The sequence below is a fragment of the Streptomyces sp. NPDC027672 genome, from assembly GCF_055566335.1.
Window position 1 is genome coordinate 110,002 of sequence record NZ_JBVHSO010000003.1, and the last position, 13,239, is coordinate 123,240.

Annotated in this window: 12 protein-coding genes; 5 read left to right on the plus strand and 7 right to left on the minus strand. The window is 73.5% G+C overall.

The window, feature by feature from the left end; all coding sequences use genetic code 11:
* Nucleotides 1–35: 35 nt before the first annotated feature.
* The gene (locus ACZ4SV_RS08840) at nt 36–1,601 is read right to left on the minus strand and encodes a M1 family metallopeptidase (RefSeq protein ID WP_468002661.1); all 1,566 of its coding nucleotides are present in this window, start codon (nt 1,599–1,601) and stop codon (nt 36–38) included.
* A gap of 219 nt (nt 1,602–1,820) precedes the next feature.
* Here ACZ4SV_RS08840 and ACZ4SV_RS08845 point away from each other — a divergent pair, with 219 nt between their 5' ends.
* Nucleotides 1,821–3,431: a peptide-N4-asparagine amidase gene (locus tag ACZ4SV_RS08845; protein ID WP_468002663.1), complete on the plus strand. Its 1,611-nt coding sequence runs from the start codon at nt 1,821–1,823 to the stop codon at nt 3,429–3,431.
* A gap of 195 nt (nt 3,432–3,626) precedes the next feature.
* Here the strand turns inward: ACZ4SV_RS08845 and ACZ4SV_RS08850 are convergent, their stop codons facing one another.
* Nucleotides 3,627–4,076 (minus strand): MarR family winged helix-turn-helix transcriptional regulator, encoded by a 450-nt coding sequence (locus ACZ4SV_RS08850; protein ID WP_468002665.1) that lies wholly within the window; start codon nt 4,074–4,076, stop codon nt 3,627–3,629.
* Nucleotides 4,077–4,189: 113 nt separating this feature from the next.
* Here ACZ4SV_RS08850 and ACZ4SV_RS08855 point away from each other — a divergent pair, with 113 nt between their 5' ends.
* Both ACZ4SV_RS08855 and mltG read left to right on the plus strand, forming a co-directional pair.
* Nucleotides 4,190–5,992: an ABC transporter ATP-binding protein gene (locus ACZ4SV_RS08855; protein WP_397971265.1), complete on the plus strand. Its 1,803-nt coding sequence runs from the start codon at nt 4,190–4,192 to the stop codon at nt 5,990–5,992.
* 42 nt (nt 5,993–6,034) lie between these two features.
* Nucleotides 6,035–6,934 carry an endolytic transglycosylase MltG gene (gene mltG, locus ACZ4SV_RS08860; RefSeq protein ID WP_365880594.1) on the plus strand — a complete coding sequence of 300 codons (900 nt, stop codon included), beginning with the start codon at nt 6,035–6,037 and terminating at the stop codon, nt 6,932–6,934.
* A 12-nt stretch (nt 6,935–6,946) separates the two neighbouring features.
* On the opposite strand, the gene ACZ4SV_RS08865 is transcribed toward mltG, so the two are convergent.
* The 4 genes from ACZ4SV_RS08865 to ACZ4SV_RS08880 all read right to left on the minus strand — a co-directional run bounded on the left by ACZ4SV_RS08865 (nt 6,947) and on the right by ACZ4SV_RS08880 (nt 10,888).
* A complete protein-coding gene (locus ACZ4SV_RS08865; protein WP_468002668.1) occupies nt 6,947–8,023 on the minus strand; it encodes an NAD(P)-binding domain-containing protein in 1,077 nt (358 codons plus the stop codon).
* Nucleotides 8,024–8,120: 97 nt separating this feature from the next.
* Complete coding sequence (locus tag ACZ4SV_RS08870; protein WP_468002670.1) at nt 8,121–9,128, minus strand: ABC transporter substrate-binding protein; 1,008 nt, start codon at nt 9,126–9,128, stop codon at nt 8,121–8,123.
* A gap of 159 nt (nt 9,129–9,287) precedes the next feature.
* A complete protein-coding gene (locus tag ACZ4SV_RS08875; RefSeq protein ID WP_468002672.1) occupies nt 9,288–10,025 on the minus strand; it encodes an ABC transporter ATP-binding protein in 738 nt (245 codons plus the stop codon).
* A complete protein-coding gene (locus tag ACZ4SV_RS08880) occupies nt 9,998–10,888 on the minus strand; it encodes an ABC transporter permease (RefSeq protein ID WP_468002674.1) in 891 nt (296 codons plus the stop codon). Before ACZ4SV_RS08880 ends, ACZ4SV_RS08875 begins: the two co-directional genes overlap by 28 nt.
* Before the next feature lie 413 nt (nt 10,889–11,301).
* Here ACZ4SV_RS08880 and ACZ4SV_RS08885 point away from each other — a divergent pair, with 413 nt between their 5' ends.
* Nucleotides 11,302–11,724, plus strand: a complete 423-nt coding sequence (locus tag ACZ4SV_RS08885; protein WP_365880584.1) for a secondary thiamine-phosphate synthase enzyme YjbQ — start codon at nt 11,302–11,304, stop codon at nt 11,722–11,724.
* A 101-nt stretch (nt 11,725–11,825) separates the two neighbouring features.
* Here ACZ4SV_RS08885 and ACZ4SV_RS08890 read toward each other — a convergent pair whose 3' ends face one another.
* Entirely contained in the window at nt 11,826–12,236 is a 411-nt protein-coding gene (locus tag ACZ4SV_RS08890; protein ID WP_365880582.1) for a DUF5997 family protein, read from the minus strand.
* An 82-nt stretch (nt 12,237–12,318) separates the two neighbouring features.
* On the opposite strand from ACZ4SV_RS08890, the gene ACZ4SV_RS08895 reads away from it, so the two are divergent.
* Nucleotides 12,319–13,122, plus strand: a complete 804-nt coding sequence (locus tag ACZ4SV_RS08895; RefSeq protein ID WP_468002677.1) for a LysR family substrate-binding domain-containing protein — start codon at nt 12,319–12,321, stop codon at nt 13,120–13,122.
* The last annotated feature ends 117 nt before the right edge of the window (nt 13,123–13,239 follow it).

A 13,239-nucleotide genomic window follows, 5' to 3' on the forward strand; every position in this document is an offset into this window, starting at 1 on the left:
CCGGCGCCCCCGCCCGGCATCCACCCCGCCCCCGCTCAGTCGTCGACCGGGTCCACCTCCCAGTCGGGATGTCCCGGCATGGGCGGCGTGTGCGTGCCGTACAGCCACGGCGTCAGGAAGGCGTTCAGGTCCTCGCCCGCGATACGGGAGGCGAGTGCGACGAAGTCCCGGGTGCCGGCCGCCCGGCCCCGGTAGGCGCTCACCCAGGCCCGTTCGATCCGTGCGAAGGTCTCCTCGCCGACCTTCTCGCGCAGCGCGAACAGCACCAGCGCCGAGCCGTCGTAGCGCATCACCTTGAACAGCGTCGCGCCGGTGGGTTCGGCGGGCGCTCCCTCGTCGTGGCGCCACTGGTCGTGCTGCTCGTACGCCGCCCGCATCGCGGACTCCAGGCTCACCCCGCCGTGCTCGGCGGAGTACAGGCGCTCGTAGAAACGGGCGTGACCCTCGCTCAGCCACAGGTCGGACCAGCGCCGGAGGGCGACGCTGTCCCCGGTCCAATGGTGTGTCAGCTCGTGGACGAGGTTGCGTTCGGCGTCGACCCGGTCGCCCAGCAGGTCGTCCCGGGGCAGGACGGAGAGCGACTGGGTCTCCAGCGCCACCGGCAGATCGGTGTCGCCGACCAGCACGCCGTAGCGGCGGAACGGGTAGGGGCCGAGCCGCCGCTCCAGCCAGGCCAGGTGGTCCGGGGTCAGCGCGCGGTACTCCTCGGTGTCCGCGACCAGGCCCTCCGGCACCACGTCCCGGACGGGCAGCCCGCGCGGACCCTCGCTGTCGACGAACGTGAACCTGCCGATGGCCAGCTGGACGAGCTGGGCCGCGATCGGCTGTTCGGAGTCGTACGTCCACCGGGTGCGGCCGCCGGGGCGCCGGGCGGTGCCGACGAGCCGTCCGTTGGCCACCGCGCTCAGCCCGGGAGGAGTCGTGATGTGGAACGTGACGGGTGCCCGGAGGCTGGGGTGGTCGTTCGCCGGGAAGATCATCCGGGCGCCGTCGGGCTGCGCGCAGACCACGGTTCCGTCGGGCGTGGGCACCCAGCCGTAGTCCTGGATCACGTCGTCGCGGTGCCGTCCCTGCGTCGGGTCGGCGGTGTAGGCGACGCGGACCGTGAACGCGCCGCCGCGCGGGATCGGCTGCGCGGGAGTGACGACGAGTTCGTCACCGTGGCGTTCGGCGGTCGCCGGCGCGCCGTCGACGGTGACGCGGTGCAGGGTGTTGCCCGCGAAGTCCAGGTCGAAGCGGGACAGTGTCTGGGTGGCCGTGGCGCTGATGGCGGCGGCCGCCTCGAAGGGCGTGCGGGGAGCCCGCCAGTCGAAGTCGAGTGTGTACCGGCGGACGGTGTAGCCGCCGTTGCCGGCCAGCGGCATGAGCGGATCGCCAATGCCCGGCGCGCCCGGGGCCGGGGCGGCCGAGGTGGCCGAGGCGCCGGGGGCGGGCGTGCCACGGCCGGGACGGGGGCTCGGGTGCGCGGACAGGGCGTCACGCGTGAGGACGACGGCGGCGGTGAGTGCCCCGGCCGCCGCGAGCGCGGCGGCCGTGCGGCCGAGTGCCGTGCGCCGCCCGTGTCCGAGCCGGGACACCGGGCGCGTGACCGGCGCCTTCACCGGAGGGATCCGTGGGCGTCACGGCGACGGGGAAGCGGGCGCGCGGCCGTGCCCGCCACGGAACCGTGTCCCGCGCGACCACCGGCGGTGAGGATCTCCATGCCCGCACTATGCCAGTAAGGAATGCTTATATCACTAATGTCCCTTCGGTGGGTCATCGCGTCGATCCGTCCGAGGCATCCTTGCGGGGCGGTCCGTCCGCGCCGTAGAACACGGGTCATGAGAAGCCGGTTAGTCAGGTCCATGCTCGCCGGGGTGACCCTTCTGGCGGGCACTCTCCTCGGCGCGGGTACGCCGGCCGTACAAGCGGTGGACGTGCCCGCGGAGTTCGGCACCGACTGGCACGACCCGGTGACCGCCGCCCCGCCCGTCGGCCGGCCGCACACCGCGTCATGCCGGGTCACGCTCGCCGACGCGCGGTTCCGCGACTTCACGCCCTACCGCGGCGCGTACACGCCTCCCGAGGGCTGCGGCGACCGCTGGAGCAAGGTGGTCCTGCGCCTCGACGGCAAGGTGAAGGGCCGTCAGTACGACCGGCTCGGCTCGCTGCGCGTCGGCGGCGTCGAGATCCTGCGCACCTCCACACCGGAGCCCTCGCCCGACGGCATCGAGTGGCACGTCGAGAAGGACGTCACCCGTTACAGCGACACCTTCCGCGCCGCCCGGGACGTCGAGATGCTGATCGGCAACGTGGTGGACGACACCTTCACCGGCGTCATCGACGTCCGCGTCACCCTGGCCTTCTACGCCGGACGCCCCGCGGTCCCCGCGCCCGACCGCGTCCTCACCCTCGCGGGCGCGTCCACCGGTACGACGCTCACCACGCCGCGCAACAGCGAACGGATCGTCGCCGAGGTGTACGCCACCGGTTCGGGCGGCGGCTGCGAGGAGTTCTGGTACCTGACCGTGCCCGACCCGGCGCCGTACTCGTGCACGGCAGGCGACGGCCCGTACCGGGAGGTGCGGGTGAGCGTCGACGGCCGGCTCGCCGGCATCGCGGCGCCGTTCCCGCACGTGTGGACGGGCGGCTGGTCCAACCCCTTTCTCTGGTACGTCCTCCCGGCCCCGCGCGCCTTCGACGTGCGGCCCGTCGCGTACGACCTCACGCCCTTCGCCGGCGTGCTCAACGACGGCCGGCCGCACCGCGTCGAGGTGTCGGTCGCCGGTGTGCCCGCGGGACAGCCGGGCTGGAGCACCGCGGTGAACGTCCTGGTCTGGCGGGACCCGCACCGCGCCCGCGTCACCGGAGCGCTCACCGTGGACACGGCGACCGCTCTGACCGACTCCTCGCGCTACACGCCCGGCGCGGAGCACCGGGTCGCCACCGAGGCGGGACACCGGCTCACCGTCTCCGGCTACCTGGACACCTCGCACGGACGCGTCACCACCACCGTCACCCGGACGCTCGCGCACACCTCCGTCCACCGCTGGACCGACGGCGAGACCAGGGACGGACTCGACGCCGTCTGGAGCGACGACGAGACGGTCGGGGTCACCGGCCACGGCCCCGCGCGGACGACGCGCACCCACCGGACGTACACCATGAACGGCGCCACCACCCTCGGCCCGGACGGCCGGCTGCGCACCGTGCTCACCCTCGGCGACCGGGCGTCGGCGCAGACGCGCGCGGACGGCCGGCGCACCGCGTGGTCACGGCTGGACGACACCTACCGGGGTGACGCGGCGTACACGTTGAACGTCCCGCGTGAGCAGCGGCACGCCGTGGGCACGTCGGCCGAGCGCTATCGCCTCGGCGGTTCGGGCGGCTGCCACGACCGGTCGCTGGCCACGGTCCAGGGCGTGCTGACGGAGGACCGCGACCGCTGCTGACACCGGCCGGCCGGTGCGGGCACGCACGATGCCGCCGGACCGGCACGGCCGCGCCGCGGGAGCGCCCCGGCCTCCGGTCCGCGCCGCGGAGGCGTCCCGGCCTCCGGTCCGCGCCGCGGAGGCGTCCCGGCCTCCGGTCCGCGCCGCGGAGGCGTCCCGGCCTCGGGGGCGTCCCGGCCTCCCGGGGCGCGGCGGTCAGCAGCTCTGGGCCGCGTCCCCGTCGACCAGCGCGTCCAGCAGCACGCCGAGCACCTGGCGCTCCTTCTCCGTCAGCGGCGCGAGTATCTCCTCGGCCGCCGAGCGGCGGGCGCCGCGCAGCTCCCGCAGGGCCGCGTGGCCGTCCTCCGTCAGCTCGATCCGGGTCACGCGCCGGTTCGCCGGGTCCGCCGCCCGCCGCACCTTGCCGCTCGCCTCCAGCCCGTCGACCAGCGTCGTGACCGCGCGCGGCACCACCTCCAGGCGCTCCGCCAGGTCGGCCATGCGCGGCGGCGAGGGATAGTGCGCGAGGGTCCGCAGCAGTCTGGACTGGGCCGGGGTGACACCCAGGTCGCGCTCTTCCAGATGGCGTTTCTGGATGCGGTGCACCCGGCGGGTGAGCCGTAGCAACTGCTCGGCGAGCAGGCCGTCGGCATCGGGTGTGGTCATGCGGGAACAATATCAGGATGCCGTTCATTGTGAGTATAGGTAACAATGAGCTACGATCCGTCAGGCATCGCCGGCCGCCCCCGGGCCGGCGTCCGTCCCCTCCGTAGGAGCCCATGCATCCCGACCGTGAACCCTCCTGGACCCCACCTGCCGACGCGGGCGACCAGCCCCGGCAGGTGCGCCGCATCCTGCGGCTCTTCCGTCCCTACCGCGGGCGGCTCGCCGTCGTCGGCCTGCTCGTCGGCGCCTCCTCGCTGGTCTCGGTGGCCACGCCGTTCCTGCTGAAGGAGACGCTCGACGTCGCCATCCCGCGGGGCCGCACCGGACTGCTCAGCCTGCTCGCGCTCGGCATGATCCTGAGCGCCGTCCTCTCCAGCGTCTTCGGCGTGCTCCAGACGCTGATCTCGACCACCGTCGGCCAGCGGGTCATGCACGACCTGCGCACGGCGGTCTACGGCCGGCTCCAGCGCATGTCGCTCGCCTTCTTCACCCGCACCCGCACCGGCGAGGTGCAGTCCCGCATCGCCAACGACATCGGCGGCATGCAGGCCACCGTCACCTCCACCGCCACCTCGCTGGTCTCCAACGCCACCAGCGTGATCGCCACGATCGTCGCGATGGCCGCGCTGGACTGGCGGCTGACGCTCGTCTCGCTGGTCCTGCTGCCGGTGTTCGTCTGGATCAGCCGCCGCGTCGGCAGGGAACGCAAGAAGATCACCACCCAGCGGCAGAAGCAGATGGCCGCGATGGCGGCCACCGTCACCGAGTCGCTCTCGGTCAGCGGCATCCTGCTCGGCCGCACCATGGGCCGCTCCGACTCGCTGACCGCGTCCTTCGCCGGGGAGTCCGAGCGCCTGGTCGACCTGGAGGTCAGGGCGAACATGGCCGGGCGCTGGCGCATGGCCGTGATCACGATCGTGATGGCCGCCATGCCCGCCGTCATCTACTGGACGGCCGGCCTCGCCCTCCGGTTCGAGGGTCCCGGCGTCTCCCTCGGCACCATCGTCGCCTTCGTCTCGCTCCAGCAGGGCCTGTTCCGGCCGGCCGTCAGCCTGCTGGCCACCGGTGTCCAGATCCAGACCTCGCTGGCGCTCTTCCAGCGCATCTTCGAGTATCTGGACCTGCCGGTCGACATCAGCGAGCGCGAGCGGCCGGTCCGGCTGGACCGGGTCAAGGGCGAGGTCCGCTTCGAGGGCGTCGCGTTCCGGTACGACGACAAGGGCGGCCCCGTCCTCGACGGCATCGACCTCACCGTGCCGGCCGGCGGCAGCCTCGCGGTCGTCGGTCCGACCGGCGCCGGCAAGTCCACGCTCGGCTATCTGGTGCCCCGCCTGTACGACGTCACCGGCGGCCGCGTCACGCTGGACGGCGTGGACGTCCGCGACCTCGACTTCGACACCCTCGCCCGCGCGGTCGGCGTCGTCTCCCAGGAGACGTACCTCTTCCACGCCTCGGTCGCCGACAACCTGCGCTTCGCCAGGCCGGACGCCACCGACGAGGAACTGCACGCGGCGGCCAGGGCGGCGCAGATACACGACCACATCGCCGCGCTGCCCGACGGCTACGACACGGTCGTGGGCGAACGCGGCCACCGCTTCTCCGGCGGCGAGAAGCAGCGCCTGGCCATCGCCCGCACCATCCTGCGCGACCCGCCGGTCCTCATCCTGGACGAGGCGACCAGCGCGCTCGACACCCGTACGGAGGCCGCCGTCCAGGAAGCCATCGACGCGCTGTCGGCCAACCGCACGACGATCACCATCGCCCACCGTCTGTCCACCGTCCGCGACGCCGACCAGATCGTGGTGCTGGACTCCGGACGCGTCGCCGAGCGCGGCACGCACGAGGAACTGCTGGCGCGGGACGGCCGGTACGCGGCGCTGGTGCGCCGTGATGCGCAACTGCAACCGACAAACTGACATATGCCGGGTTTATGGCGATGAGCGTATTACCGTGCCCGCATGCAGACGAACACTCCGCCACGGAGTTCGATCCGACTGACCCGCCGGGGCCGACTCGCCACCCTCGTGGCCGGGGCCGTCGTGGCCGGCACCGCCGTGGTGGTGCCGCTGCTGATGCTGGCGGGCGACCGCGGGCAGACGAGGACCGCCACCCTGGTCATCCCGGACGGCTGGCGCGCGAGCCAGGTCTACGACGCGGTCGACAAGGCGCTCCGGCTGCCCCCGGGCAGCACCCGCAAGTCCCTCGGCAAGGCCGCGCTGAAGCTGCCGAGCGAGGCCGCGGGCAACCCGGAGGGCTACCTCTTCCCGGCCACGTATCCGATCCCGGACGGAGCGACCCCCGAGTCCCTGCTGCGGGCCATGGTCGACGCCGCCAACGACAAGTACGACCTCGCTCCGGTCACGGCGGGAGCGCAGCGCAACGCGATGAACCTCCACCAGGCCGTCACGGTCGCCAGCATCGTGCAGGCCGAGGCAGGCAGCAAGGCGGACATGGCCAAGGTGGCCCGGGTCATCCTCAACCGGCTGCAGCGCGGCATGCCGCTCCAGATGGACTCGACCGTCGACTACGCGCTCAGCCACGACCCCGCCCGCACCGGCCAGAGCGGCAGCCAGGCCCAGAGCCCCTACAACTCCTACCAGCGCATGGGCCTGCCGCCGACCCCGATCGACAACCCCGGCCAGGACGCGATGCGCGCCGCCCTCAACCCGGCGCCGGGCGACTGGCTGTACTTCGTCGCGGTCAAGCCCGGCGACACCCGCTTCACCGCGGACTACGACGAGCACCTGCGCAACGTGGCCGAGTTCAACGCCTACCGCCAGCGCCCGACGGACCAGCCCGACACCGGTGTGCCGTGGTCCCCGCCCTCCTCGCTCTCCGGGCAGCCCTCGGCCGGCTGAACCGGCCCGGCCTCACGCGGCGGCGCGCTCCCCGGCCGGCAGCCGCCGGATGTCCCGGACCGCCGCGCGGCCGGCCCGGTTCGCCCCGATGGTGCTGGCCGAGGGACCGTAGCCCAGGAGGTGGACCCGCGGATCGGCGACCGCCCGGGTGCCCTCCAGCCGGATGCCGCCACCCGGCTCGCGCAGCCGCAGCGGGGCGAGATGGCCGAGCGCGGGCCGGAAACCGGTCGCCCACAGGATCACGTCTGCGGTCACCTTCCGGCCGTCCCGCCACTCCACACCGTCCGGACCGATCCGGTCGAACATCGGCAGCCGGTCCAGGACCCCGTCCGCCAGACCCTGCCGGACGGCGTCGTTCAGGGGCAGCCCGGTCACCGAGACCACACTGCGCGGCGGCAGCCCCCGGCGCACCCGCTCCTCCACCAGCGCCACGGCCGCGCGGCCCGCCTCCTGGTCGAACGGCCCCTCCCGGAAGACCGGGGGCCGCCGGGTGACCCAGGTGGTCGCGGCGGCGTACGGGGCGAGTTCCAGCAGGTGCTGGGTGCCCGAGGCGCCTCCGCCCACCACGACGACCCGCTGCCCGGCGAACTCCTCGGGACCGGCGTACTGCGCGGTGTGCAGCTGCCGCCCGCGGAACGTCTCCTGACCGGGGTAGCGCGGTCGGAACGGCCGGTCCCAGGTGCCGGTCGCGTTGATCAGCGCACGCGTCGACCAGACACCCTGCGAGGTCTCCACCCGCAGCCGGCCGCCGGTGCCCTCCCGTACCGCGCGCACGTCCACGGGACGCCGTACCCGCAGGCCGAAGGCGCGCTCGTACCGGTCGAAGTACTCCCGGACGACCTCGGACGAGGGCCGCGCCGGGTCGGCGCCGGTCAGCTCCATGCCGGGCAGGGCGTGCATCCCGTGCACCTTGCCGAAGGTCAGCGAGGGCCACCGGAACTGCCAGGCGCCGCCCGGCCCGGGGGAGTGGTCGAGGACCACGAAGTCGCGGTCCGGCTCCCAGCCGGTCCGCCGCAGGTGGTAGGCGGCGGACAGACCTGCCTGACCTGCGCCGATGACGACGGCCTCGACCTCGCGTGCTGCGTTCACGCCCTTGCCAACAGGGAGCCGTGCGCGGATCTTCCCGGCGGCTCACCGCGGGCGGACGCCGAGCGGCCGGCGGGAACCCGCGCCGCCAGGGCCTTCCTCAGTGCCTTGCCGGGGTCGTCGAGGGCGGCAGGCCGCCGTTGTACCGGGAGTCGACGAAGCCGGCGAAGTCGACCTTGCGCGGAATGAGCCGCAACTCGGCGAAGGTGTCGGCGATCCGCTGCTCCGAGGCGACCAGCGGCTTGTCGACGGCGACCGCGACCCGGGTGGAGTTCGTGCGCCGTACGGAGGCCAGTGCCACCTCGTACGGCAGACCGGTGTCTTTCGCCCACACGGTGGCCCACTCCTTCTGGTGGCCGTTCACCCAGGCCGTGGCCCGCCGCAGCCGTGCCAGGTAGTCCTTGACGGCGGCGGCCTTCTGCGGGTCGCGCAGCGCGGCGGGCGAGGCGACCTGGAAGGTCAGGCCGTTGGTGACGCCGTCGCCGGTGGTGAGCACCCGGCCCCGCCCGGCCTGGAGGATCTGCGAGGTGTACGGGTCCCAGACCGCCCAGGCGTCGACCTTCCCGGAGGTGAACGCGGCGAGTGCGTCGGCCGGCTGGAGGTACGTGACCTTCACGTCGGACAGGCGCAGCCCCACCGCCCTGAGCGAGGCGACCAGCTGGTAGTGGGCGGACGAGCCCTGGGCGACGGCGACGGACCTGCCCTTCAGCTGCTCGGGCCCGGTCAGCCGCGAACCCTTCGGCACGAGGATGGTGTCGCCCTTGGAGGTGCCGTGCCAGGCCGCGACGACGGTGATCTCCGAGCCGGCGCCGGCCGCGAAGACGGGCGGGGTGTTGCCGACGCCGCCGATGTCGACGGCCTTGGCGTCGACGGCCTCCAGCAGGGGCGGACCGGAGGTGAACGTCGACCACTTGATCCTGTAGTGCAGGTTCTCCAGTTCCCCGGCGGCCCGCAGGATGGCCTCCGAACCGCCCTTCTGGTCACCCACGTCGAGCGTGACCGGGCCCGCTCCGTCGGTGTCGGTGCTCGCGGTGGAGTTCCCGCCGCAGGCGGTGAACAGGAGCGCGAGAGGCAGGAGCAGCGCGGCGGGGACGAGACGTCGTCGCATGACGGTTCCGTTCGGGTGCGAGGGCTTCCAGGGACCGAGGGCGGGTTCGGGGATCAGGGCGGGTGTGAGGACTTCCGGGGGCCGGGCGGGTTGGGTGACGGGTGCGAGGGCTCTCGGGGATCAGGCGGGTTCGGTGGCGGGTGCGCGGTCTCTCGGGGATCAGGCGGGTTCGGTGGCCGTGTCGACGCCGAGCCGTTCGAGCAGCCGGGCGCGGAGCGCGGCGAACCGAGGGTCGGTGATGTCGCGCGGCCGGTCGAGACCGATGCGCTGCTCGTGGGCGATCCGTCCGCCGTCCATCACCAGGACGCGGTCGGCGAGCAGTACGGCCTCTTCGACGTCGTGCGTGACCAGCAGCACCGCGCAGCCCCGGCGCTGCCACACCTCCCCGACCAGCCGCTGGGCCGTGATCCGGGTGAGGGCGTCGAGCGCGCCGAACGGCTCGTCGAGCAGCAGCAGGTCGGGTTCGCGGACCAGGGCGCGGGCGAGGGAGGCGCGCTGGGCCTCGCCGCCGGACAGGGTCTTCGGCCAGGCGCCGACCCGGTGCCCGAGGCCGACCTCGTCCAACGCCCGCTCGGCGACGGCGCGTTCGGGTCTGCCCGGCAGACCGAGCAGGATGTTGCGCCACACCTTCTTCCAGGGCATGAGCCGGGGTTCCTGGAAGGCTACGGCCCGGCGGCGCGGCACCAGGGCGGTGCCCTTGATGTCCCGGTCCAGGCCCGCGAGGATGCGCAGCAGGGTCGACTTGCCGCAGCCGCTGCGGCCGAGCAGGGCCACGAACTCGCCGGGAGCGATGTCCAGCCGCAGGTCGTCGATGACCGCGTGGCCGTCGAAGGAGCGGGTCAGCCCCTCCACCCGCACCGCCTGTCCGGTCACCGGCCGGTGAACGTCGGTCGCCATTGCAGCAGCAGCCTTTCGAGGGAGCGGACGATGAAGTCGGCGAGCAGACCGAGGAAGGCGTAGATGATCAGGCAGACCACGATGACGTCGGTCCGCAGGAAGTCCCGCGCCTGCACCATCAGGAAGCCGATGCCCGCGTCGGCGTTGACCTGCTCGGCGAAGACGAGCGCGAGCCAGGCGATGCCGAGCGAGTAACGCAGCCCGGTCAGCGCCCCGGGCAGCGCTCCCGGCAGCACCACATGCCGTACCAGGCCCCACCGCGACAGCCCCAACGACTCACCCGTTTCGATCAGTCGGGTGTCGACACCGCGGATGCCCGGGTAGACGTTGAGATAGAGCGGGAAGGTGACACCGAGCGTGACGATCGCGATCTTCGGGGTCTCGCCGATCCCGAACCAGATGATGAACAGCGGGATGAGGCCGACGAACGGCACCGTGCGCAGCATCTGCACCGGCGCGTCCACCAGGTCCTCGCCGACCCGGAACAGGCCGGAGAGCAGGGCCAGTCCGGTGCCGGTCACCGTGCCGGCCAGCAGGCCGAACGCGACCCGCCGCAGCGAGGTCGCCATGGCCGAGGGCAGTGAACCGTCGGCGATCAGGTCCCAGCCGACCCGCCCGATCCGGCCCGGCGAGGCGAGCGCGTCCGCGGCCAACACCCCCGTGCTGCTGAGGAGTTGCCACAGCGCGAGCAGCAGGAGCGGACCGGCGGCGCGGCGCAGCCAGCGCGGGATCCGGGTGCGGTGGGCGGAGGCGGGGACGACGGGCTGGAGATCGGGCGGGACGGCCGGCGTGGGGCCGTCCGGCCGGGGGATACCGGCGACACCGGGTGTCGGGGGATTGGGAGGGGCGTGGCTGATGCTCATGGACGCTCCACGGGGGAGAGCGGGAGGAGGCGGGGGCGACGGCCCGGCACCGCCGCGCCCCGCTCCTCTACGTCATGCTCGGGTCAACCACCGTCGGCGACCGGCCTGACGGTGCGAAGGGCGGTGCGGATGACGTGCGCGAGGGAGACATACGGGGACGGCGGCCCGGAGTCCGCGAGCGGACAGCGCGCAGAGGGAGGTAAAGCGTCAGCGGCCGCGGCGACACGCGGCGGAGACCACCCGCAGCAGGTCGATGTGACCGCGCGTGGTGAGATGGGCTGAACGCAGCATGCGGCAGAACGTAACCAGCCGGACGCGCACAGGTCAACGGTGTCTCGTCCAGCGGACCGCGCGTATCAGCGCATGGTGGTGCCGGGGCGTGTGAAAACCGGCGCATGGGTCAGGATGGGGGCATGTCCGATGCCTTCACCACGCGCATGCTGAACGTCTCCACCGGCTCCCGGGAACGCGTCGTCGATCTGACCGCCGACTGCGAGGAGTTCCTGCGGGAGGCGGCGGCCGGCCGGGACGGTCTGCTCAACATCTTCGTCCCGCACGCCACCGCCGGGATCGCCGTCATCGAGACGGGCTCCGGCAGCGACGACGACCTCCTCGCGGCGCTGCACACCCTGCTGCCCGCCGACGACCGCTGGCAGCACCGGCACGGCAGCCCCGGCCACGGGCGCGACCACGTCCTGCCGGCGATCGTCCCGCCGCACGCCACGCTCCCGGTGATCGCCGGCCGGCTGGAACTGGGCACCTGGCAGTCGGTGTGCCTGGTGGACACCAACAAGGACAACCCCGACCGGCGGGTACGGCTGAGCTTCCTCGGCTGACCTCGCCCGACGGGGGCGGAGCCGGGCTTCCCCGGCCGGCTCCGGGCTTCCCCGGCCGGACCCGGCCGGCGGGGGAGCGGCGAAGGAGGGGGCCGGGAGGATCAGTCGCGTTCGGCGGCGTCGGACTGCTTCTCCCGCTTCTCCTTCTCCGCGTTCTTCAGCCGCGCGGCTTCCTTGCGGACCTCGGCCTGGGTGGCGCGCTCCTTCTCCAGCCACTCGGGCCGCTCCTGCTTGAGCGCCTCGATCTGCTCGGTGGTCAGCGCCTCGGTGACCCCGCCGCGGGCCAGGCCCGCGATGGACACGCCCAGCTTGGCGGCCACCACCGGACGCGGGTGGGGGCCGTTGAGCCGCAGCTCGCGCAGCCACTCCGGCGGATCGGCCTGCAGTTCGTTCAGCTCGGCGCGGGAGACCACACCCTCCTGGAAGGAGGCGGGGGTGGCGGGGAGGTACACACCCAGCTTCTTCGCCGCGGTCGCGGGCTTCATCGTCTGGGTGCTCTGCTGCGACTTCATGAGGTCAAGGGTATCGGCCGAGGGCGCGGGCGCCGACCACGGCCGGGGCCGGGCGACCGCCGGCGGCCGGTAGTCTGGCCTGGTGACAGGCTCGGAGGAATCACCGTCGTTCCGGCTCGCGTACGTTCCCGGGGTGACGCCCGCCAAGTGGGTGAAGACCTGGAAAGAGCGGCTGCCCGGCATCCCGCTCACCCTCGCGCAGGTACCGGCCGCCGAGGCGCCCGGGGTGCTGCGCGCGGGCGAGGCGGACGCGGGTCTCGTCCGGCAGCCGGTCGACCGCACGTTCTTCAGCGCGATCCCGCTGTACGCCGAGACCACGGTGGTCGTCGTCCCCAAGGACCACCTGATCACGGCCGTGGACGAGGTGACCCTGGCCGACCTCGCCGACGAGGTCCTCCTGCACCCGCTGGACGACGTCTTCGACTGGGAGGCGCCGCCGGGCGAACCGGCCTTCGAGCGGCCCGCGACGACCTCGGACGCCGTCGAGCTGGTGGCGGCGAACATCGGCCTCCTGGTCGTACCGCAGTCGCTGGCCCGCCTGTACCACCGCCGGGACCTCACCTACCGCCCGGTCGTCGACGCGCCGCAGTCCGGCGTCGCCCTGTGCTGGCCGGAGGAGGCCACCACCGACCTGGTGGAGGAGTTCATCGGCATCGTCCGGGGCCGTACGGTCAACAGCACCCGGGGCCGTACGGCGGCGAAGCCCGCGGCCGACGCCGGGCGGGGGAGTTCCGGCCAAGGCGGCACCCGGCAGACACCGGCGGCGAAGTCGGGCAAGTCCTCCGGGACGTCCGGAAAGCCGGCCGGTCGCGGCGCGCGCACCCGCACGGGCGGCGGCAGACCGGCCGGCCCGGCCAAGCGGGGCAAGCCGCGCCGTCGGTCGTAGGCGCCGCACCCCCGGCCGCTCGGCCGCACCGTCGGTCGTAGCCGCCGTACCCGGCCGCTCCGTCGGTCGTGGGTGCTGCACCGGTTGCTCGGCTGCGTCGGCGGTCGTAGGCGCCGC